Source organism: Abyssicoccus albus, assembly GCF_003815035.1.
In the GTDB taxonomy this organism is placed as follows: Bacteria; Bacillota; Bacilli; order Staphylococcales; family Abyssicoccaceae; genus Abyssicoccus; species Abyssicoccus albus.
Map to the genome: position 1 here is coordinate 58,286 of NZ_RKRK01000002.1, position 20,866 is coordinate 79,151.

The 20,866-nt window shown below is 31.9% G+C and carries 25 protein-coding genes; 11 read left to right on the top strand and 14 right to left on the bottom strand.

Going from position 1 to position 20,866, the window contains the following annotated elements; genetic code table 11:
- The first annotated feature begins 2 nt into the window (after window positions 1–2).
- Together nrdF and EDD62_RS00320 are read left to right on the top strand one after the other, a co-directional pair.
- Window positions 3–965 carry a class 1b ribonucleoside-diphosphate reductase subunit beta gene (gene nrdF, locus EDD62_RS00315; protein ID WP_123807101.1) on the top strand — a complete coding sequence of 321 codons (963 nt, stop codon included), beginning with the start codon at window positions 3–5 and terminating at the stop codon, window positions 963–965.
- Window positions 966–1,040: 75 nt separating this feature from the next.
- The gene (locus EDD62_RS00320; protein WP_123807102.1) at window positions 1,041–1,928 is read left to right on the top strand and encodes a nuclease-related domain-containing protein; all 888 of its coding nucleotides are present in this window, start codon (window positions 1,041–1,043) and stop codon (window positions 1,926–1,928) included.
- A gap of 264 nt (window positions 1,929–2,192) precedes the next feature.
- On the opposite strand, the gene queE is transcribed toward EDD62_RS00320, so the two are convergent.
- From queE to queF, 4 genes are all read right to left on the bottom strand, one after another.
- Window positions 2,193–2,903, bottom strand: a complete 711-nt coding sequence (gene queE, locus EDD62_RS00325; RefSeq protein WP_123807103.1) for a 7-carboxy-7-deazaguanine synthase QueE — start codon at window positions 2,901–2,903, stop codon at window positions 2,193–2,195.
- Window positions 2,900–3,310 carry a 6-pyruvoyl trahydropterin synthase family protein gene (locus EDD62_RS00330; RefSeq protein ID WP_249037311.1) on the bottom strand — a complete coding sequence of 137 codons (411 nt, stop codon included), beginning with the start codon at window positions 3,308–3,310 and terminating at the stop codon, window positions 2,900–2,902. Before EDD62_RS00330 ends, queE begins: the two co-directional genes overlap by 4 nt.
- A 2-nt stretch (window positions 3,311–3,312) precedes the next feature.
- Window positions 3,313–3,969 (bottom strand): 7-cyano-7-deazaguanine synthase QueC, encoded by a 657-nt coding sequence (gene queC, locus EDD62_RS00335; protein WP_077140804.1) that lies wholly within the window; start codon window positions 3,967–3,969, stop codon window positions 3,313–3,315.
- A gap of 93 nt (window positions 3,970–4,062) precedes the next feature.
- Window positions 4,063–4,557 carry a preQ(1) synthase gene (queF, locus tag EDD62_RS00340; protein ID WP_077140803.1) on the bottom strand — a complete coding sequence of 165 codons (495 nt, stop codon included), beginning with the start codon at window positions 4,555–4,557 and terminating at the stop codon, window positions 4,063–4,065.
- Between the two features lie 133 nt (window positions 4,558–4,690).
- On the opposite strand from queF, the gene EDD62_RS00345 reads away from it, so the two are divergent.
- The 6 genes from EDD62_RS00345 (at window position 4,691) to EDD62_RS00370 (ending at window position 9,815) form a co-directional block, all read left to right on the top strand.
- On the top strand, window positions 4,691–5,104 hold the full coding sequence (locus tag EDD62_RS00345; protein ID WP_077140802.1) for a FixH family protein: 414 nt from the start codon (window positions 4,691–4,693) through the stop codon (window positions 5,102–5,104).
- 57 nt (window positions 5,105–5,161) lie between these two features.
- Window positions 5,162–5,806 carry a hypothetical protein gene (locus EDD62_RS00350; RefSeq protein ID WP_077140801.1) on the top strand — a complete coding sequence of 215 codons (645 nt, stop codon included), beginning with the start codon at window positions 5,162–5,164 and terminating at the stop codon, window positions 5,804–5,806.
- 125 nt (window positions 5,807–5,931) lie between these two features.
- Window positions 5,932–6,897 (top strand): ABC transporter permease, encoded by a 966-nt coding sequence (locus EDD62_RS00355; protein ID WP_123807104.1) that lies wholly within the window; start codon window positions 5,932–5,934, stop codon window positions 6,895–6,897.
- The gene (locus EDD62_RS00360; RefSeq protein ID WP_249037312.1) at window positions 6,884–7,852 is read left to right on the top strand and encodes an iron chelate uptake ABC transporter family permease subunit; all 969 of its coding nucleotides are present in this window, start codon (window positions 6,884–6,886) and stop codon (window positions 7,850–7,852) included. Before EDD62_RS00355 ends, EDD62_RS00360 begins: the two co-directional genes overlap by 14 nt.
- On the top strand, window positions 7,853–8,677 hold the full coding sequence (locus tag EDD62_RS00365) for an iron ABC transporter ATP-binding protein (RefSeq protein ID WP_123807105.1): 825 nt from the start codon (window positions 7,853–7,855) through the stop codon (window positions 8,675–8,677).
- A gap of 106 nt (window positions 8,678–8,783) precedes the next feature.
- Entirely contained in the window at window positions 8,784–9,815 is a 1,032-nt protein-coding gene (locus EDD62_RS00370; RefSeq protein ID WP_123807106.1) for a ferrated catecholamine ABC transporter substrate-binding lipoprotein SstD, read from the top strand.
- A 47-nt stretch (window positions 9,816–9,862) separates the two neighbouring features.
- Here EDD62_RS00370 and murB read toward each other — a convergent pair whose 3' ends face one another.
- Together murB and EDD62_RS00380 are read right to left on the bottom strand one after the other, a co-directional pair.
- Window positions 9,863–10,786: a UDP-N-acetylmuramate dehydrogenase gene (gene murB, locus EDD62_RS00375; protein WP_170152726.1), complete on the bottom strand. Its 924-nt coding sequence runs from the start codon at window positions 10,784–10,786 to the stop codon at window positions 9,863–9,865.
- Between the two features lie 95 nt (window positions 10,787–10,881).
- Complete coding sequence (locus tag EDD62_RS00380) at window positions 10,882–11,439, bottom strand: hypothetical protein (RefSeq protein WP_123807108.1); 558 nt, start codon at window positions 11,437–11,439, stop codon at window positions 10,882–10,884.
- A gap of 126 nt (window positions 11,440–11,565) precedes the next feature.
- Here EDD62_RS00380 and EDD62_RS00385 point away from each other — a divergent pair, with 126 nt between their 5' ends.
- Window positions 11,566–12,483, top strand: coding sequence for an EMYY motif lipoprotein (locus EDD62_RS00385; RefSeq protein WP_123807109.1), 918 nt, complete (start codon window positions 11,566–11,568; stop codon window positions 12,481–12,483).
- Between the two features lie 52 nt (window positions 12,484–12,535).
- Here the strand turns inward: EDD62_RS00385 and EDD62_RS00390 are convergent, their stop codons facing one another.
- Window positions 12,536–12,763 carry a hypothetical protein gene (locus tag EDD62_RS00390; RefSeq protein WP_077140793.1) on the bottom strand — a complete coding sequence of 76 codons (228 nt, stop codon included), beginning with the start codon at window positions 12,761–12,763 and terminating at the stop codon, window positions 12,536–12,538.
- Between the two features lie 154 nt (window positions 12,764–12,917).
- Here EDD62_RS00390 and ytxJ point away from each other — a divergent pair, with 154 nt between their 5' ends.
- Window positions 12,918–13,238: a bacillithiol system redox-active protein YtxJ gene (ytxJ, locus tag EDD62_RS00395; RefSeq protein ID WP_077140792.1), complete on the top strand. Its 321-nt coding sequence runs from the start codon at window positions 12,918–12,920 to the stop codon at window positions 13,236–13,238.
- Window positions 13,239–13,295: 57 nt separating this feature from the next.
- On the opposite strand, the gene pepT is transcribed toward ytxJ, so the two are convergent.
- The 6 genes from pepT to EDD62_RS00425 all read right to left on the bottom strand — a co-directional run bounded on the left by pepT (window position 13,296) and on the right by EDD62_RS00425 (window position 18,769).
- Window positions 13,296–14,543 (bottom strand): peptidase T, encoded by a 1,248-nt coding sequence (pepT, locus tag EDD62_RS00400; RefSeq protein ID WP_123807110.1) that lies wholly within the window; start codon window positions 14,541–14,543, stop codon window positions 13,296–13,298.
- A complete protein-coding gene (locus tag EDD62_RS00405) occupies window positions 14,524–14,994 on the bottom strand; it encodes a threonine/serine exporter family protein (protein WP_077140790.1) in 471 nt (156 codons plus the stop codon). Before EDD62_RS00405 ends, pepT begins: the two co-directional genes overlap by 20 nt.
- 30 nt (window positions 14,995–15,024) lie before the next feature.
- The gene (locus EDD62_RS00410; protein WP_077140789.1) at window positions 15,025–15,768 is read right to left on the bottom strand and encodes a threonine/serine exporter family protein; all 744 of its coding nucleotides are present in this window, start codon (window positions 15,766–15,768) and stop codon (window positions 15,025–15,027) included.
- Complete coding sequence (locus EDD62_RS00415) at window positions 15,758–16,843, bottom strand: GGDEF domain-containing protein (protein ID WP_123807111.1); 1,086 nt, start codon at window positions 16,841–16,843, stop codon at window positions 15,758–15,760. The genes EDD62_RS00410 and EDD62_RS00415 overlap by 11 nt, the downstream gene beginning before the upstream one ends.
- Before the next feature lie 14 nt (window positions 16,844–16,857).
- Window positions 16,858–17,712, bottom strand: coding sequence for a YitT family protein (locus EDD62_RS00420; RefSeq protein ID WP_123807112.1), 855 nt, complete (start codon window positions 17,710–17,712; stop codon window positions 16,858–16,860).
- 94 nt (window positions 17,713–17,806) lie between these two features.
- The gene (locus EDD62_RS00425; RefSeq protein WP_123807113.1) at window positions 17,807–18,769 is read right to left on the bottom strand and encodes an LCP family glycopolymer transferase; all 963 of its coding nucleotides are present in this window, start codon (window positions 18,767–18,769) and stop codon (window positions 17,807–17,809) included.
- A 309-nt stretch (window positions 18,770–19,078) separates the two neighbouring features.
- On the opposite strand from EDD62_RS00425, the gene EDD62_RS00430 reads away from it, so the two are divergent.
- Window positions 19,079–20,128 (top strand): glycosyltransferase family 4 protein, encoded by a 1,050-nt coding sequence (locus EDD62_RS00430; RefSeq protein ID WP_123807114.1) that lies wholly within the window; start codon window positions 19,079–19,081, stop codon window positions 20,126–20,128.
- Window positions 20,129–20,179: 51 nt separating this feature from the next.
- Here the strand turns inward: EDD62_RS00430 and EDD62_RS00435 are convergent, their stop codons facing one another.
- A complete protein-coding gene (locus EDD62_RS00435; protein ID WP_123807115.1) occupies window positions 20,180–20,809 on the bottom strand; it encodes a YigZ family protein in 630 nt (209 codons plus the stop codon).
- Window positions 20,810–20,866 lie beyond the last annotated feature (57 nt).

Genomic DNA, 20,866 nt, shown 5'->3' on the forward strand with positions numbered 1-20,866 from the left:
ACATGGAAGCAGTAAATTGGAATACTCAAGAAGATACAACAAACGTCTTTTGGCGCCAAAATATTTCACAAATGTGGGTTGAATCAGAATTCAAAGTATCAAAGGACTTAGCAAGTTGGTCAACGTTAACTGGTGCCGAGAAAGATACGTACAAGAAAGTGCTCGCTGGATTAACAGGATTAGATACTCACCAAGCAGATGATGGTATGCCACTCATCATGTTACACACTGATGATTTACGAAAAAAAGCAGTGTATTCATTTATGGGCATGATGGAGCAAATCCACGCAAAAAGTTACTCGCATATATTTACGACATTATTATCAACACAAGAGACTAATGAATTGTTAGAAGAGTGGGTTCCTAATGAAAAACATTTAACATATAAAGCAGATAAAATTATTGCTAAATATCATAAACTATGGGGAAAAGAAGCATCATTATATGATCAGTATATGGCCCGTGTAGCGAGTGTGTTTTTAGAGTCATTCTTATTCTATTCTGGATTTTACTACCCGTTATATTTAGCTGGAAAAGGAAAAATGACTACATCAGGAGAAATTATTCGTAAGATATTGCTCGATGAAAGTATACACGGTGTTTTTACAGGTCTTGATGCTCAAACAATTCGAAAAAAACTTACAGATGAAGAGCGTGAACAAGCAGATCGTGAAATGTATACATTACTTGAAGCGCTGTATGAAAATGAAGCCTCATATACACAAATGCTTTATGATCCATTGAACTTAACACAAGATGTGTTAAACTATGTTAAATATAACGGCAATAAAGCATTATCAAATTTAGGATTTGACGCATACTTTGAAGAACATGGATTTAATCCAATCATTGAAAATGCATTAAACACAAGTACGAAAAACCATGATTTCTTTAGTGTTAAAGGTGACGGATATGTATTAGCTTTAAATGTAGAAGCATTAACAGATGAAGATTTTGAATTTTAAACTCCCACTCGTGGGAGTTTTTTTGTATTATAAAAATGTACAAATCCATTAAAGGAGTGCATTGACATAAGACAAGTGAATAACGACTTAAAGCAACTAAATGCGATTGTTGGAAGATATCAAATGGAAGACTCACTCATTGACGAACATGCTCGTTTACTTAAAGGATTTGAGGGAGAATTGCAGTTTGACCTTTGGTTAGCCAATGAACGTTTTTTAAAGTTGAACGATGTCTATTTAAAAATTGAAAACTCTACGATTCAATTAGATTCAGTATTATTTATCGATGATAAAATCATCGCCGTCGATATCAAAAACTATTCTTCAAAGTATCGTGTTATCGATAATCATTGGTCGAATGATTATCGCACAATTCCAAACCCTTTGGAATCTATCACTAGACAACATTTTTTACTATCTAAACTTTTCCCTAAACAACAAATTGTTATGATGATGGTATTTATCAATCCTAAGTTTTCGATAGACAAAGCGTTTCATAATAAAAATATTTATATGCATTATGACCGACTAAGGTTATTGAATGATCTAAAAAATTATGGCCATTCGAATTCTAAGAGTTTAAAGCATCTAAATCATATGAAAAGGTTTATCACTGATGGATCAATATTTATGAAGAATTATGATTTTAGTGATAAACAAATAAAATCTGGCATATTATGTTCGTGTCGTAAAGAAATCTCTAGTTGCATACAGCCATCATGTAAATACACAGTATGTAAGTATTGTAATACAAAGCACAATACAAAAGAGCTTATACGCAATAACATCATTGAGTGGATTACAATTCATAAAAGACCAATTACTTATAAAGAAGCGTGTATATGGTGTGAAGGAGTATCTGGGTCTACTATAGAAAGAGTATTAAAAAAATATTTTGTAAGAACCGGAACTAATAGAAAGTATTTATATGATCTGGAAAATAATCATCAAGTTTTGAAGTAAATGAAGGAAACCTGACGATAAAAAGGTTAATAATCATCAGGTTTTAAAGTAAATGAAGGAAACCTGACGATAAAAAGGTTAATAATCATCAGGTTTTGAAGTAAATGAAGAAAACCTGACGATAAAAAGGCGAATAATCATCAGGTTTTGAAGTAAATGAAGAAAACCTGACGATAAAAATGCGAATAATCGTCAGGTTTGAATTAAGTGAAGAAAATCTTATGATATAAAATTTTATCCACTGAATTAATAGAACTTTTTAAATTACACCTTCTGCTTATTACTCCACAAGATAGTATGAAGTTGAGGTAATATATGGACGTTTAAAAATCGTTCATCATTCATGACCGATTCGATTAACCATTCATACCTAGATAATAAATAATCACGATGATTTTCTACAGATTCATTTAAAAATGGATTTCCTACTTGTATATAAAATGGAATATCGGGATAACGTTTATGATAGATCAATGCATCCTCAATATCATCTTCATCAAAAACGACAACTTTCAAAGAACGTCTTTTCACTGCTTTTGTCGAGTTAATAAACTGATCGAGTTGTTCTAAGCTTTGATTCATTCCACTAGATCTAGGTTTCGGGCTGATGGTTAAATCATCGACTTCATTCAACCATGAATGAAAGACTGTACCTTGAGTTTCAACAGCAATTTCTATATGTTGAATTTTTAATAGACGAACAAGCGAATCTAGAGACTTGATCAATGCTGGGTTCCCTCCAGATATTGTAACGTGATTAAAATTATTTGGAGCGAGCTTGTTTAACTCATTATATACTTCTTCAGCTGTCATTCGTTGAATCAAATGTTTTTGGCTACCATCCCATGTGAAACTTGAATCACACCAACTACATCTAAAGTCACACCCTGCTGTTCTAACAAACATCGTCTTTTTACCAATCACAGCGCCTTCTCCTTGGATTGTCGGACCAAAAATTTCGAGTACTGGAATCATGATTGATGCTCCTTTGGACGATAAATAGCATAGCTTGAATCAGTTTCTTGTACAAAGACTTGAAGTAATTTAGGATTGTTTTGCTGTCTTGTTAAATAGTGTTGGCCTTTCAAATAAATTTGGTATGCTACTTGTTCTGTTGAAGGTTCAACAGTATTGAATTCAGGGAGCTCATTAATTAGTTGATGGTCTAACCAATCGTGTATTTCTTTTTTTAATAAAGAAAAATTGACTAGAAAGCCTAATTCATCAAGTGAATCCCCACCAATCGTTAATTGAATATTATAGTTGTGACCATGAATTCTTGCACACTTACCAGCTTCTTTATGATCAATATAATGTGCACTTGATACAGTAAACTGTTTATTTAATTCGAATGAATAATTATGATCAATAGGAATGTACATCATTACTTCCTCCCAACTTCATTTAAATAAGCTTCTAATCCGTCGGCTCTTAATTTACAAGATGGACAAACACCACAACCATCACCTACGATACCATTGTAACAAGTTAATGTGCGATATCGAATATAGTCTAATTGACCAAGCTCGTCTGCAAGTTGCCACGTTTCTTTTTTGTTCAATGTCATTAACGGTGTATCAATGACAAATTCTAAGTCCATCGCTAAGTTCATCGTTTCATTCATCGATTGAACGAAGTCACGTCTGCAATCAGGATAGCCACTGAAATCTGTATCACAGACCCCAGTTACAATATGTTTTGCTCCAATTTGATAGGCCACAATTGAAGCAATATTAAGAAATAACATATTGCGCCCTGGAACAAAGGTATTCGGCACGTCATTGGATGAATCAATTTCGATATCATTATTAGTCAAACTGTTGGCGTTATAAGATGTTAGAATTTCTGTATTTAATAAATGTTGTTTTACATTTAATTCATTCGCAATCTCTTTAGCAACTTCAATTTCTTTAAGATGTCTTTGACCATAATCGAAGGTGATCACTTCAACATGATCATACTGTTCCAATGCCCAAAACAAACAGGTAGTACTATCTTGTCCGCCACTAAAGACGACAAGTGCTCTATTATCATTTAACATATATAAACGCTCCTTTAATAAAAAAACCGATAACTAATCGTTATCGGTGGATTAGTTTTTTATAGAGGGTCGGCTAATAACCTCTTTATTAAATTATCTGTTATCTATTTTTTCAGGGTATAAGTCGTGGTTAAATAATCGGTTCTCTGCAAGTTGTTCGTATTTAGTACCGGCTTTACCATAGTTACAATACGGATCGATTGAAATTCCACCACGTGGTGTGAACTTACCCCATACTTCAATATATCTAGGATCCATCAATTCGATTAAATCATTCATAATAATATTCATGCAATCTTCATGAAAGTCACCATGATTTCGGAAACTAAATAGATACAATTTCAATGATTTAGATTCTACCATTTTTTGATCAGGAATGTAACTGATATAAATTGTTGCAAAATCTGGTTGATTCGTAATTGGACAAAGTGATGTGAATTCTGGGCAATTGAACTTAACAAAATAATCTCTATACGGATGTTTATTGTCGAAAGACTCTAATACATCAGGTGTATATGTTGTTGGATATTGAGTATTTTGATTACCTAAATGTGAAATTGATTCGTTCAATTTATTTTGGTCTCGCATATTATGAATCCTCTCTTTATTTCAATATGTATGATATTATAACATATGAAAGTCAAACAATAGTCTTATTTAATCATTAAATTTTATTGGATATTGTATATAATAAAGAGTAACAGTTAAAGGGGGATTATATATGAACAAATCAAATAAATTATTAACAATAATACTTTCGTTTATTTTGATAGGTTTAGCTGCCTGTAATACACAAGATGAACAAGAAAGCCATAGTACTCATGGGACGGATGGTGTAAAGATGTTAGAAGTCGATTTAACATTACCAACTAAAGGATCAATAGATGAAGAAATTAAAGCAATTGCACATGTTACAATGGATGATGAGAATATAGAAGATGCAGATGAAGTAATGTTCGAATATTGGAAAGATGATAACAAAGATAACTCACAAAAAATAGAAGCTAAACATGATAAAGATGGTCAATATATATTTGAATTTATACCGAGGGAAGCTGGGACTTATCATGTAATTAGTCATGTGACAGCTCGAGATATGCACACGATGCCAGAGAAAACGATAGAAGTGAAGTAATTGAAATCCTCTATTCAATTCATGTAAAATAGTAATCACAATCTAGGGGGATTAATTATGTTAGATAAAAGAAATATATTTATATCGAATGCAACAAGTGATGAACTAAGACCGTTAATTCAAAAATTAAGAACACAAAATAATAAATTAATTTTAACTGACTCAGATCATGTCGCATTAGATCAATTGATGAGTGAATGCCAAGAAGATGAACAATCAGACTGTATTGAGTTTATTCAAGATATCAAAAAAGAAATCGATTGGAATTATATTTTAGAGGAAATACCAAGTGAATATAAACCATTAGATGTCGTAGTGAATCATTATCCTATAGATTTAACAAATCTAGATTTAGATCATCTAACATACCATGAATATGAAGAAAGAATGACACACCTCATTTGGTCAACATTGTTATGTCTTAGAACGAGCAAATCAACGTTAACTAAAGATGGTCGTATGATTCAATACATTGATTTGATTAATAGTGAATCATCTCCTATATTGATGTCATTTATTATTGGTGCACTAGTAGGTAGTATTGATGGGATGCAATCATACTTAGAAGAGAATCAACATATTTCGTTTATATTTAATGTTGAACCGGTTGAACAATTTAACCATCTTAAGGCAAAACATTATGCTAGCTTTGAAGAAGCGATATCTGAAATTGATAATGTAGAAGTTGGATTCATATATTAATCGTAGAAGTATCTATACAAGGTAATGTATAGATACTTTTTATTTATATCTTATTGTTAATTGTCAGTTATCTATGTTATAGTGTTTATATTGAGAATGATTTTCATTTAGAGAGTTGGATCGCAATGTCTAAATCAATTGCCATTTTGAGTATTACTTTGCTTGTATTATCAATTATATCTATATTTGTTGGTGTTGTAAGTTTAAACCCAAATGATATTTTGTCGCTAGATGACAGTCAATTGAATGTTTTATTATCCAGTCGATTGCCAAGAACTTTTAGTATTATCATTGCTGGAATGAGCTTAAGCTTATGTGGATTAATTATGCAACAATTAACCCAAAATAAATTCGTTGCACCGACAACTGCTGGTACAATGGACTTTGCGAAATTAGGTATTATTATTTCTTTGATGTTTTTCCCAGAAGCCAATTTACTGTTGAAGTTGTTGTTTGCAAGTGTGCTTGCATTACTTGGAACATCTGTATTCATTCAAATTATCCAAAAAGTAAAATTTAAAGATATCGTATTTGTCCCGCTTGTCGGTATTATGCTAGGGAATGTGATTAGTTCATTAGGGACATATATCGCCTTGAAATCCAATAGTATTCAATCCATCGGAAGTTGGTTTCAAGGAGACTTTAGCATTGTAACATCAGGAAGATACGAGATTCTCTTTATTACAATACCTCTTCTTATTATTGCAGGTCTATATGCTAATCAATTTACGATTGCTGGTATGGGAGAATCATTCAGTGTGAATCTAGGGTTAAATTATCAAAGAATTGTTCAAATTGGACTCTTGATTACTTCAATTATTACAGCAGTTGTCGTTGTCACAGTAGGGATGTTACCATTTCTAGGATTGATTGTTCCAAATATCGTCTCGTTGTACCGAGGGGATTCAATTCGTAATACTTTAGCGCATGTTGCATTGACTGGTGCTATATTGGTGATGATTTGTGATATTATCGGACGAATTGTAATCTTCCCATATGAGATTGCGATTGGTCTTGTCATTGGAGTCGTTGGTAGTGTCGTATTTTTAATTATGATTTTAAGGAGTCGAAAAGGTTTTGGCGAAGCATAAAAGAAGTTTAATGATTAAACTCGGCATACTTACACTCATCACGTTATTGTCAATTACATTTTATGTTTTTTGGGATATTAATTTTAAAATTTTACACTACCAACTCCCATCAAGATTGACAAGGATATGGGCGATGATTTTGATGGCAATTGCCATCGGTGTATCGACAACTTTATTCCAAACGATTAGTCGAAATCGAATATTAACGCCTTCTATTATGGGGTTAGATGCTGCATATTTATTTATCCAAACATTGCTTGTATTTATTTTTGGAGCAACGAGTCAAGCGATGATGAATACACATTTGAATTTCTTTATTGCAATGATTTCTTTAGTTACATTTACAATGTTTTTGTTTGGTTATATGTTTAATAAAACAGCACAGTCGATTTTTAAATTATTATTAATTGGTGTTATACTTGGCACACTTTTCCAAAGTTTAGCAAGCTTCGTACAAATACTTATCAACCCTGATGATTTCTTAATTTTGCAAAATACAATGTTTGCAAGTTTTAATGCAATTCAATCAGAATTACTTATCATTAGTACAGTTATCATTGCATTATTAGTTATTGTCATTTATATATATTACTTACCTTATTTGGATGTAATGGGTCTTGGGAGAGATCATGCGATAAACCTTGGTGTTGAATACGATAAAATTGTAAAACAATTATTATTTATCGTTGCCATTTTAGTGAGTGTATCTACTGCATTAGTTGGTCCTATTACATTTTTAGGATTGTTAATTGTTAACTTAGCACATGAATTTATTAAGTCTCATAAGCATTCACATATATTATATACAACTATTTTATTTGGTATATTGTCGCTAATTGGTGCGCAATCTATTGTTCAATATATTATGCAACAAGAAACTGAAATTAGTGTACTGATTAATTTTATCGGTGGTATATACTTTATATTTTTAATTATTAAGGAGAGTCGATCATAGATGATCTCATTACAAAATTTATCTAAGAAATTTGATAAGACACAAGTAATCAATGACGTGACAGTAGAAATAGAAAAAGGCAAGATTACAAGTTTTGTCGGTCCAAACGGTGCAGGTAAAAGTACACTATTATCGATGATAAGTCGGTTAGTTGCTCAAGATAGTGGGGAAGTATTGCTTGAAGGCTCTAATATTAAGGAAACACCTTCACCACAACTTGCTAAAAAAGTCTCTATACTTAAGCAATCAAATCATTTACAACTTAGAATTACTGTACAAGAGCTTATCGAGTTTGGAAGATTCCCATATACGAAAGGTAAGCTGAAAGAAGAAGATCACAATAAAGTGAATGAAGCGATAGAATACATGCAATTAGATGATTTAAGACATCGATATTTAGATGAGCTATCGGGTGGTCAAAGACAACGTGCATATATTGCGATGACGATTGCCCAAGATACCGAATATATATTACTGGATGAACCGTTAAACAATTTAGATATGAAACATTCTGTTCAAATTATGCAAACGTTAAGACGCTTAGTGCGAGAATTGAACAAAACAGTCATTATCGTCATACATGATATTAACTTTGCATCATGCTATTCCGACAACATTGTTGCGTTGAAAGATGGAGCCATTGTAGCGAATGGCAAAAAAGATGAAGTGATTAATTCAGATATGTTAAAGAAAATATACGATATGGATATTAATATCGAATGTATTTATGGGCAACAAATTTGTGTTTATTTCGATAATGAAGAAAATCCAGATGTTGATGGGTTTATTAGAGAACAACAAAAATTGGAAAAAGCACATATTTAATAAGAATATATAACAATCCATTTCTTTAAGGAGGTGATGCACGAGTTCATTTAACAGCTTTAAAGAATATATAAAGGGAATAAATTATAGAATAGGAGATAAAAACATGAAAAAATTCTTAATATTCATGTTAAGCATTACAGTAGTCGTTCTATTAGCAGCGTGTAACAATGAGTCAGAGAATCAGGAAAAAAAGAATGATGATACATCATCTAAGAGCGAAACAGTCCAGTTAGAAAACACATTTACTGCATCGGGGGAAGCAGAAGATGGTAGTGAGGACAAAGAAGTGAAAGAGAAAGTCGAAGTGGCACAAAATCCAGAAAAAGTTGTCGTGTTTGATTATGGTAGTTTAGACTTGCTGAATAAGATCGATGCAACGGATAGCATCATCGGAGTGCCGAAAGGAAAAGGAACTTCAACGTTACCTGAATTTTTATCTGATTTTAATAAAGAAGAAATTGAAAATATCGGGTCAGTGAAAGAACCGGATTTCGAAAAAATTGCAGAATTACAACCAAATGTTATTTTGATTTCTGGACGACAATCATCTCAAAAAAATTTAGATGAATTCAAGAAAGCAGCACCAGACGCTAAAGTTGTATTCGTTGGTCCAGATACAAACAATTATGTAGAATCAATGAAAACAAATGCCCAAAATATCGGGAAAATTTTCGATAAAGAAGTTGAAGTGAAAAAACATATTGATAAATTAGATCAAGCGATTGAAGATGTAAAAACAGTCGCTCAAGATAGTGATAAAAAAGCGATGTTTGTTTTAGCAAATGAAGGTGAATTGTCTACATATGGACCAGGTGGACGTTTCGGATTTATCTTTAGTGAATTAGGCTTAACGCCTGTCGATAAAGATGTTAAAGAATCAGGTCACGGACAAGTAATCTCATTTGAGTATATTAACGCGAAAAATCCTGATATCATTTATGCAATGGATAGAGGAGTTGCAATAGGTGGTAAATCTAGTGCGAAAAAGGCATTAGGGAATAACGTCATTAAAGATGTCAATGCAATCAAAAATGATAACGTAATAGAAGTAGATCCATATATTTGGTATTTAGCAGGTGGAAGTGTTACGACAACATTAGAACAAATTAATGAAGTAAAAGAAGGATTAAAATAATAGGATATGAAAATAACAGAATGCACTGATATGTGCATTCTGTTATTTTATTTATGCTCACCGATAATTCTAACTTCACAATTTAATTCGATATCGAACTTCTCTTTAACAGTTTGTTGTACATGTTTTATAAGTGCTTCATAGTCAGATGCAGTGCCATGATCTACATTAACCATAAATCCTGCGTGTTTTTTAGAAACTTCAACACCACCAATTCGATAACCTTGTAAATCAGATTCTTGAATTAGTTTGCCAGCGAAATGACCAGGAGGTCTTTGAAATACAGAACCGCATGACGGATACTCTAATGGTTGTTTAGATGATCTTCGTTCAGTTAAGTCATCCATCATTAGTTTTATTGTTGATTGATCTCCAGGAGATAATTCGAATACTGCTTCTAGTACAACATAATCATTTGTTTGAATCATACTTTTACGGTAATCCAGTTGCAAGTCAGCTGCTTCGATTGTCAGTATTTCTCCTGCATTTGTTGCAGCTATAATATATTTCAAACAATCTTTCACTTCACCACCGTATGCCCCAGCATTCATGTATATTGCACCACCAACTGAACCAGGAATACCACATGCAAATTCAAGCCCAGATAGACTTTGTTTATATGCATATTGACTTACGTCAATGATTGCAGCACCACTCATTGCGTGAACGAGTTGATTTTCATGATATATGTCAGTTAAGTTTAATAGACTTAATACTATACCTCTTATGCCACCATCACGAATAATAATGTTTGATCCATTTCCTAAATAAGTCACTGGTATTTGATGTGTTCTAGCTTTTGATAGGATTAATTCTACTTCATCAAAAAGTGATGGAGAAATGTATAAATCAGCAGGTCCGCCTGTTTCTGTATATGTGTAATGTTTTAATGGTTCATTTCGTTTAATTGATAAGTTCGGTAATTTAGAAGTTATGTCTTCTAAAAAAGAGTTAATGTTTAATTCAGTCATCATGCCACACCTTTCATTCAATATCATTATTATAACAAGAAAGATGTCTATTTACATTAATGAATCATTGATTCGTCACTTGTTTAAATAATAGTTTAAAATTTCGAGTATTTCCTAAATAAGTCAAGCTTTTGTTTTTCATATGTTGAGGGTAATAAATTGTTATAGTGAGTATTTTCCTTTAAATTTAGAAATTCTTGAAATAAATTTGAATCGTGATCTGATAGTAATGTATGAATGTGCATATGATTTTCGTATTCCTTTGATTGATATTCAACGATATGATAACGACAATCTATTTCTAAACTTTTCATTGATTTGAAATGATTGAACATCACTTTGCGATACTGTCGTTTATAGGACCTATATATTTGATGATAGTTTAACCGTTTTTCATCAAGAACTGTTATATCATGTAGTGATTCAATCGTAACTAAAAAATCTAGCTCTAATCTTAAGTATTGATCTCGCCGTTTAACACTTCCAATAGGTTCAATTGTTTTGATGGGAGACTCAAAAACGTATTTGAATACATGTGTTAGATCATTACTGTTACGGAATAAAGTCTTGATATGCTCATTGTCTTCGTATTGTTCAAGATAGTATATATGACATTTGTTCAATTGCTTAGTATTATAATGATTATCCAACATGGTTTAATCCTTTCTAATGATCTAAGTATAGTGACTATATGTTTTAAATAAAAGTTATATTTAATATTTTATATGAAATTAAGTGATTTATATGTATAATAATATTGTTAGGGGTTGAACAATAATATGAGAAAGTTTCTTATATTGAGCATGGTTATTATAATCATTATGTCATTATATGCGTGCTCTAATGAAGAACAAACTGACTATAAGTCATTTGATCAAGAGATGCAAAAAGTATATAAAATTACTGAAAATATTGAATTAGAATTATCTAAAATAAACCTTGTAGAAATTTCTAAATTATTTGATACCGAAGTAGATAAAAATGATATAAAAAAATTTAAGGCTATTGAACGTAATATCGCTGAAGATATTGAACCATTAATTGAAGAACGTAAAACTACATTGAAAAATATAAAACCAAATAATAAGGAACAGAAAAAATTATATCAAATGTATGAAGAAAATGTAACTGATGTTGATAACACGATACAAGATATTCAAGAATACATTCATGCATATAATAAAATAATATCCTCTAATGAAATCATTATTTCTTTAACTGAAGTGATTGATAATGCGAAAAAAGAAAGAGAAGATATTATCAATCTAGTGAATAAACAAGGTAGTTCACAAGAAAAAAAAGCCATTCAAGAGTTAATCGAAAAGATTAACGAGAATAATGAAAAGTTAAATAGTAAGGCAAGTAAGTTGTCTTCAGGAGAGTTAACTGGAAAAGCTAAAGAAGATTATATTGAACAGGAGATCTTCCCACTACTTGAAGGTCATATCAGTGAAATAAATAAAAATAAAGCAAATAGTAATTCAGAAAAAACGCTGCGTGATAAAACAATAGAGATCTATTATACTCTGAAAAACTATTATTCTGAAAGAAAAAAAATGATTCAATATAGTGATTTAATGCAAGAAATTGATATACAGCCAAAGTTAGATATTAAAAAGTACGCAACAAGATTAGAAGAAAGTTATCATGAAAAAAGAAAAGAATATGAAGAATCTATTGGTATAACAAAAGATTAAGTGATATCACATCACTTAATCTTTTAATTTACAATAAAGATATTTTAATACATTATTTATCTTTAAACTTTTCATTAAGTTTTGAAATATAATAATTTCTAAAAATTACTGAACCAATCCATAATAGGAAAGCAATGATTAGCACCCACATCATGATGGGCTCTTGAACGATATCGTCTTTTAAAAATAAGGCAACGAGTAATAAAACGGTTAAATTAATCGTATCAATAATAGACCATCTTTTAAACGGAATCGTCGGATTGTCTTTTGAAGTTTTCATTATATAGATCAACTACTTTCTCAATATATCGTTAATTATTTACTATTGAACGTCATTATATCATAACTTCATTTGCGTTTTCATTGAAATCGTGTTAATTTTACTCTAGCCATTTGAACAAAACCATTGTATTATAAGGTAGCGAGGTGAAAATATGGTTTCTAAATTGACATCAATTGACCATTTCAACAAAATGCTAGAGGATAACGAATCTATTTTTGTTTTTAAACATAGTGAGACTTGTCCAATTTCGGCAAGTGCATTTGATATTTATAATAACTTTTTATATGAAAGAGATATGGATGGATATTACTTAATAGTTCAAGAAGAAAGAGATTTATCTAATTATATTGAATCAGAATTCGGGATTAAGCATGAATCACCACAAGCATTGTATTTCCAAAATGGTGAAATTAAGTGGAGCAAATCCCACCAAGATATTACATTGTTATCATTGGCTGATGCAGAAGAATGATTGACTTACAAAAAATAGAGGTATATCACTGATGTGATACACCTCTATTTTTGTACATTATTTTTTTATTTGTGAAAATTCAACACTGATTTGAATTAATGTATGAATACATTGTATCAAATGGTCGACAACTAAATATTCGTAAGGACCATGGAAGTTCGCTCCTCCTGTGAATATATTAGGGGTAGGAAGGCCCATAAACGATAATTGCGATCCGTCAGTACCACCACGAATAGGTTCGACAATTGGATTTATTCCTATTGTTTTCATTGATGATTTTGCGACTTCAATGAGTTTTGGATGTTGGTTGATCACATCACCCATATTTTTGTATTGATCTTCAATTCGAATAGAGACTAATTCTTTGTTGTGAATTTTATTAAGTCTTTCGACTTTTTGCATCATGAGTTGTTTCTTTTCATTGAAAAGTTCTTTATCATGGTCTCTAATAATATATTCTGCTTTTGCACTTTGTACGTCACCGGTCATTTGAAGTAAATGGATAAATCCTTCATATCCTTCCGTAAGTTCTGGAACTTCTTCATTTGGCAAATTAGAATGATACTTGGCAAGAATACTCATCGCGTTAATCATTTGATTCTTTGCTGCACCTGGATGGATATTTCGCCCTTTTACTTCAACAACTGCACTCGCTGCATTAAAGCTTTCATATTGAAGTTCGCCTAATATACCACCGTCAACTGTATAGGCATAATCCGCATTAAAGGCCTCAACATCGAAATGATGTGGACCACGTCCAATTTCTTCATCAGGTGTAAAGCCAAATTTCAATGTGCCGTGAGGAACTTCCGGGTGTTCGACTAAATATTTAATCAATTCCATAATCGCTGTGACACCAGCTTTATTATCAGCACTCAATAATGTATCGCCTGAAGTTGTGATTAAAGTTACATCATTCAAAGTTTTTAAATGAGGAAACTCTTCAGGATCTAAGGTTGTCGATTGATTTAATTGAAGCTTCTCCCCAGAATAGTGTTCATGGATTTGGGGTGCAACATTTGACGCATTGTAATCCGTTGCGGTATCAACATGTGATAAGAAACCAATTGTATAAGAGTTATCGTCCTCAAGATTAGAATGTAACGTAGCGAATAAGTAGCCATGATGATCCAGTGTGGATTCAATATCCATTTGGTCAAGTTGTGATTTTAATAGATGTAACATATCCCATTGGTTTTTTGTAGACGGTGTTGTTTTATTTGCAGGGTTAGATTGAGAGTCGATCTTAGCATATTGAATAAATCTGTTAATAACTTCAGTCTGATTAATATTTATTTTTTTCATTGGTTACACTCCTTTTAATTGTTATATATAGTTCATGGAATAGCTGGAAGATAATTTCACTTGCTACGATTCCGATGGCTATCGAACCTGAGTTCAGTAGAGCTTCTAATCCTTTAGATAATGCGCCATCATAATTGGTTTGTACAAGAAGTTTAGTTGTTTCGTACGCAAGGCCACCTGGAACTAATGGAATAATTCCACAAACAATAAAGAGAATCACAGGCTTTTTTACGATTTTACTTAATATATGAGCACTAAGTGATAGAGTAAAACTTGCAACGAAAATACAAAAAATAGGTTGGAATACGAACTCTTGTAAAGTAACATAAACTAACCAACCAATAGCTCCGATAACTCCACAATATATGAGTAGTTCACGTTTAACATTAAATAGTATTCCAAATGTAAAAGAAGCGAAAAAGCTCATTATGCATTGAATAATATAAAACATGTATCCTCCTTAAACGAATGACTTTTGGGATTATAAGAACATCAGCACGATGGCAACGCCAGCCCCGATTGCAAAGGCAGTTATACTAGCTTCCACACCTTTACTTAAACCAGCTAATAATTGGCCTGCTAATATATCTCGTATTGCATTAGTGATTGGTACACCAGGAACAAGTGGCATCAATGCAGAGATGATAATTAAACTCATATTAATTGATTCTATTGTGATAGCGAAACATTGAGCAACAAGAGCAACTGCAAATGAAGCGAAAAATTCATTGAAAAACTTTGCCTTCGTATAGAGAGTTACACATTCAAAAGTAATCCATCCAATACCACCAGCGAGGAATGCAATTAAAGATTCTTCAAAATCACCTCTAAACATAATAAAGAAACATAAAGAGGTGAGTGCAGCAGCAAATACTTTCATTAAAATTGAATAACTCAATTTAGTATCTTTCAATTCTGTAAGTTTTTCGAGCGCTTCTTCCGGTGAAATGTGACCACCGACTAATGCTCGAGAGATTTCATTGGTTCTTTCAATCTTCTCAAGGTTGATTGCTCTTTCATTAATGCGGACGAGTTGTGAGTTATAACCGTTAATACTGAACATAACAACTGTTGGAGTTACGAAATTTTCTGTATTACGGATTCCAAAGCTTCGAGCGATTCTACTCATTGTATCTTCTACACGATAAGTTTCGGCACCGGATTCTAAAAGAATTTGACCTGCAAGTAATGAAATGTCTGTTACAATTTGATGATTATAAGTCATCAGAATCACCTGCTTTAAATGTTAATGTTGGATTGAACATTACTTTATTTGTACCATTTTTCTTTGCTTCATAGAGCATTTCATCTGCATCAATAAATACTTTTCGATTTGTTGAAATATCGTCTTTAGTCTTATAACCGATTCCGATTGAAACAGTTAAATTTAATGTCGTATTATGCTTTGTATGGAATGTTGATTTTTCAACATTCCTTCGAATGGATTCTGCAATATGAATCAATTCGTTGTATGAAGCGCCAAATGAAATGATTGAAAATTCTTCACCACTATTACGATATGCTTTTGAATTTCTTGGTAGATAGTTCAAGATAAGTTGGCTCATTTGTTTAAGAACTAAGTCACCACTTTCAAATCCATAATTGTCATTGACTGATTTAAAGTGATCAATATCAATCAATATTAGGCCAAATGATTGAATTGTTTCAATATTATTATTGGCTTCATTGATATCGTAATCAAATTGACGCACATTATACAAGCTCGTCAAAATATCTTTTGACTGGCTAAATTTTTGCTTCAAAGTTAATTCAGAGAATGTATCTAAGTCATTATATATTAAATAAAGTGAAAGCATCGCAATATAGCAAATTGGGATAAATAAAAATAATACTAATGGCTCTACAGGGTTAAAAATATGCAAAATTGTAAAAATCATTAAGGATAACGTTAAAAATAACATTAAATTTTTAAATCTATTTGCCTTTATGAAAGGGGCTATATTAGATAATAAAAGCGCAATGATCAAATAAAAAATCATCCAAAATAAATCAAAATGAATCAAAATATAATGTGCAATACACAATACTAAAGCACTAATAAATGTATGCACTGGTGATGTGATTGTCGATAACAATATGATGATGAGAAAGCTTAAGTATAGATGCTCTTCTGAAAGTTGAATTGGGAACTTTAATAAGACTATTGCCAATACTGTCATCAAAATAGAAATGATATTTTTATTTTTCATAATATTTAAATGGTCAAATAATTGAATACGAATAAGCAGGTATACTCCCGCAATGATAATAGCTATGTTAATGAATACAGACGATAACATATAAACACCTCAAGTTATGATTCTATATCATACTTCCCTTTTGAAAATCCACGCCCTAAGATTTCTGACGTGTTTATAAAAATTACAAATGAATTCGGTTGTTCTCGTTGCATCACTTGTTTGAAAAAAATCGCTTCTTTCGTTTCCATCACAGATAATAGAAGAGATCTTTGCTCTCCTGAATATCCGCCGAGAGCGCTAATTTCTGTAACCCCTCGATCCACTGATTCATGGAGTACATTAATGACATCTGATTTATTCTGAGTAATAATGAAGACCATTTTGTTATCACCAGTTTGTAATTGAGCGAAATCAATCACTTTACTTGTAACGTAAATTGCAATTAGAGCATATAATGCTAGCTCAAAGCTGAATACTAAAGCACTAGTAATGACAACAATAGCATCTACTAGTAATTGTGAGAAACCACTAGAGATCCCCGTGAATTTACGTAGAAGTTGAGCAATTGTTACTGTTCCTCCCGTACTACCGTTACCTCTGTAGACTAATCCGAGCCCAAGTCCAAGGACAATCCCACCGTATATCGAACTTAATAAAGGATCTGTCACACCATGAGGAACAATACCTTTTGAGAAAAATATTGCTGTAGGCACAATAAAAGTACCGATAATAGATTTTAAAGTAAAATCTTTACCGAGAAAAATTAATCCAAGAATGAATAAAGGGATATTGACTAAATATTGAACTGTAGCTGGATCAAATCTAAACAACTCATATAAAATTGTTGTAATTCCGCTCAAGCCACCCGCGGCAAGTTTAGCGGGGAGTAAAAAAGCATTGTATGTAACACCGACAATAATTGCCCCGACAATCACGAGTAGATAGTCCCACCATTTAGATTGTTTCATGTTAAATAACCTTCTTTCACAACAAAAGTTTCATCATATCACAAAAAAATAAAGCTAATAATAGCTTTATTTTTAATACTTTATTATTTTAACATTAAAGCTCTAAATTTTCTCGAGCTTTATTGCTAACATTGTTAATGGATTGTTGGCTCGGTACAAAATACCATAAACCATCACCTTGGATTCCACCAGATCCTTCTAAAGCATCACGTTCAATGTTATCTAATGCACCGCCATAGCTTTGTAGTTTTGTTAAGTCATTGAAAGAAGCATTTGTAATCACGTTGGAACCGAAAGTATCAAGAATACCATTAATATTAGATGCGGAGTTAATACTTACAAGATTTTTCATAATTGATTCTACGACAAGTTGTTGTCTATTTTGGCGTCCGAAGTCTCCGCCACTACCTGCTTGTTTACGACTTCGTGAGAATGCGAGCGCTTCTTTACCATCCATATGGTACGTCTCGCCTTCAACAAATGAGTAACCACCCATACTGAATGTATTTGGGCTTGTCACATCGATACCACCTATTTTATCAATGACTGTTGTGAATCCATCCATGTTTACAGTTGCATAGAAGTCAATCGGAATGTCTAAGAGGTTTTCGACCGTTTTCATCGCTGTTGTTGGGCCACCATACGCATAAGCATGATTTATTTTTTCAACAGTTCCAACATCTGCAAGCTTGGCTTGAGTATCACGTGGGATACTGACCATTGTCGTTTTATCTTTGTTTGGATTAATTGTAGCAACGATAATTGTATCTGTTCGAGCACCACTACCTTTACTTTCTCTCACGGCATCAGAATCGGTTCCAAATAATACGACTGAAATAGGTTCCTTTTTCTTTAAATCAACTTTCTTTTCACGTTTCTCTGATGTATAGTTTACTGTTTCTTCATCAGTCATCGTATCTGCAGTGCTTTTAACTTTAAGGAATAGGTACAAAAAGATCCCTGCAATAAGCAATGTAATAATTAGGATCAATGAGAGTAACACTTTAACCCATGGGAAAGCTTTTTTTTCTTGTTGTTGATATTCAGAACGTCTCACTTTAAATACACCTCTTTTTGTTTTCTGGTATGTTGCTTAATATTATGTATTTATCATATATAATTGATAAAATTATATAATAAATCAACTTACATATAAACATATTCATATGATTGTATAATTTTATTCTATCATTATATAACATTTATATTTATTTTATCGTAATTATTTTGATTTGTAATGTAGAGATCTAGTCGAATAATGAAACTTTATATAATTTATTGAGAATTTATGATATAAATAAATATGATAAATCATAAAGAATGTATTCGTTTAGTAAAGTAACTTATTGATAGGTGGATAACTGATATGCAAACTTTAATTGTATTGTTGTTAACTTTTTGTGTCGCAATCATCACTACACCGTTAACGATAATATTAGCAAAACGTTGGGATATTGTAGATATGCCAAATGATCGTAAAGTACATAAAACTCCTATACCTACGATTGGTGGGGTTCCTATATATATTAGTTTTATCGTAGGTCTATTAATCGCTGACCCGTTTGAGCCTGAAATTAAGCCGATTGTGATAGGTGGAGGGATATTACTACTACTAGGGTTAATTGATGATGTAGTTGACTTAAAGGCTTGGATTAAGTTGTTAGTCCAAACTTTCGTAGCGGGTATTGTTGTTTATTATGGTATTATGATTGATTTTATTTCACCCTTTGGTTACTTGATTGAGTTTGGTTTTTGGAGTATACCTGTGACAATCATTTGGGTTGTTGGAATTACAAATGCATTTAATTTAATCGATGGATTAGATGGTTTATCTAGTGGTGTTGCAGTGATTGCGTTGACGACAATTGGCTTTATATCGATACTACAAGGAAACATCTTCATCATGCTTATTTGTGTCATTTTAATTGGGAGTTTATTAGGTTTTCTTGTTTATAACTTTCATCCTGCAAAAATATTTATGGGAGATAACGGTGCTTTACTCATTGGATATATCATTAGTGTCGTATCATTACTTGGATTTAAAAATATTACTTTAATTTCTTTATTTTTCCCATTAGTCATATTGGGGGTTCCATTTGTTGATATGTTTTTTGCAGTCATTAGAAGATATAAAAAAGGGGTATCCATTGTAAATGCTGATAAAGAACACTTACATCATAAACTTATTAAATTAGGGTTTAGTCATAGGCAAACGGTTATATTGATTTACACGATTGCTATTATGTTTAGTGCTGCGAGTATCGTCTTGTATCATTCTACAAATTGGGGTGTCTTTATTATATTTGTGTTACTGTTAATTACAATTCAATTGATTGTGGAGATGACAGGGTTAATCGATGATGATTATAAGCCGATATTAAATACTATTCGTAATATGATACGAAGAAAAAATTAAACAAAATAAATTATACAATAAATAGAAAGATAGATAAAAGCAGAAACAACGTTAAACAGGGAAACCTTTTAACGTTGTTTCTTTTTCGATAAGATCATAATTGGATTGTGTCATTTGATTTAACCAATCTAAAAAATCATCATAATCAGATTCTAAAATTGCTAAATCATAGGTTACATTTTCTGTATACGTTGTATCTTGAAGTAAATAATCAGTGTCCTTAATCGCGTGTTCAAATTTCTGTGTCTGATCATAATTTAATGTGAGTTGGACGTGCTTAGATGGTTTCATTGCGACAATGGTTGAATCATTAATAACTTCACTTGTTGATTTACTATATGCACGTATTAATCCACCGCCACCTAACTTAATGCCACCGAAATACCTTGTGACAACGACGCATATATTATGAAGGTTTTGTTTTTTTAAAACTTCTAACATTGGAACACCTGCAGTACCTGACGGTTCACCATCGTCATTAGCTTTTTGGATTGTTTGATGTTGTCCAATAATATATGCGGAGCAATTATGATTTGCGTCAGGGTGTTGTTGCTTAATTTTTTCAATAAAATACTTTGCCTCTTGTTCGGACTCAACGTATTTTAGATAGGCGATAAATGTTGAATTTTTAATTTCAATTGTCGTATGGTGGGAATTTAAAATCGTTAAGTTAGTTGACATCTTAATGACCTCGTTTATGTGAGAAAATAAAATAACTTTATTTCGTCTTAATTTTTG

Bases quoted from the DNA above. Each gene is read 5' to 3' on its own strand.
- murB (WP_170152726.1), bottom strand. From the start codon at position 10,786: ATGACTGAATTAAACATTAACTCTTTTTTAGAAGACATAACTTCTAAA.
- EDD62_RS00415 (WP_123807111.1), bottom strand. From the start codon at position 16,843: ATGTTATCGTCTGTATTCATTAACATAGCTATTATCATTGCGGGAGTA.
- ytxJ (WP_077140792.1), top strand. From the start codon at position 12,918: ATGGTTTCTAAATTGACATCAATTGACCATTTCAACAAAATGCTAGAG.
- EDD62_RS00365 (WP_123807105.1), top strand. From the start codon at position 7,853: ATGATCTCATTACAAAATTTATCTAAGAAATTTGATAAGACACAAGTA.
- EDD62_RS00385 (WP_123807109.1), top strand. From the start codon at position 11,566: ATGAGAAAGTTTCTTATATTGAGCATGGTTATTATAATCATTATGTCA.
- queF (WP_077140803.1), bottom strand. From the start codon at position 4,557: ATGCGAGACCAAAATAAATTGAACGAATCAATTTCACATTTAGGTAAT.
- EDD62_RS00405 (WP_077140790.1), bottom strand. From the start codon at position 14,994: ATGTTTTATATTATTCAATGCATAATGAGCTTTTTCGCTTCTTTTACA.
- EDD62_RS00330 (WP_249037311.1), bottom strand. From the start codon at position 3,310: ATGTACATTCCTATTGATCATAATTATTCATTCGAATTAAATAAACAG.
- EDD62_RS00390 (WP_077140793.1), bottom strand. From the start codon at position 12,763: ATGAAAACTTCAAAAGACAATCCGACGATTCCGTTTAAAAGATGGTCT.
- EDD62_RS00380 (WP_123807108.1), bottom strand. From the start codon at position 11,439: ATGTTGGATAATCATTATAATACTAAGCAATTGAACAAATGTCATATA.
- pepT (WP_123807110.1), bottom strand. From the start codon at position 14,543: ATGAAAAAAATAAATATTAATCAGACTGAAGTTATTAACAGATTTATT.
- nrdF (WP_123807101.1), top strand. From the start codon at position 3: ATGGAAGCAGTAAATTGGAATACTCAAGAAGATACAACAAACGTCTTT.
- EDD62_RS00410 (WP_077140789.1), bottom strand. From the start codon at position 15,768: ATGACTTATAATCATCAAATTGTAACAGACATTTCATTACTTGCAGGT.
- EDD62_RS00355 (WP_123807104.1), top strand. From the start codon at position 5,932: ATGTCTAAATCAATTGCCATTTTGAGTATTACTTTGCTTGTATTATCA.
- queC (WP_077140804.1), bottom strand. From the start codon at position 3,969: ATGTTAAATGATAATAGAGCACTTGTCGTCTTTAGTGGCGGACAAGAT.
- queE (WP_123807103.1), bottom strand. From the start codon at position 2,903: ATGATTCCAGTACTCGAAATTTTTGGTCCGACAATCCAAGGAGAAGGC.
- EDD62_RS00370 (WP_123807106.1), top strand. From the start codon at position 8,784: ATGAAAAAATTCTTAATATTCATGTTAAGCATTACAGTAGTCGTTCTA.
- EDD62_RS00420 (WP_123807112.1), bottom strand. From the start codon at position 17,712: ATGAAACAATCTAAATGGTGGGACTATCTACTCGTGATTGTCGGGGCA.
- EDD62_RS00435 (WP_123807115.1), bottom strand. From the start codon at position 20,809: ATGTCAACTAACTTAACGATTTTAAATTCCCACCATACGACAATTGAA.
- EDD62_RS00430 (WP_123807114.1), top strand. From the start codon at position 19,079: ATGCAAACTTTAATTGTATTGTTGTTAACTTTTTGTGTCGCAATCATC.
- EDD62_RS00345 (WP_077140802.1), top strand. From the start codon at position 4,691: ATGAACAAATCAAATAAATTATTAACAATAATACTTTCGTTTATTTTG.
- EDD62_RS00350 (WP_077140801.1), top strand. From the start codon at position 5,162: ATGTTAGATAAAAGAAATATATTTATATCGAATGCAACAAGTGATGAA.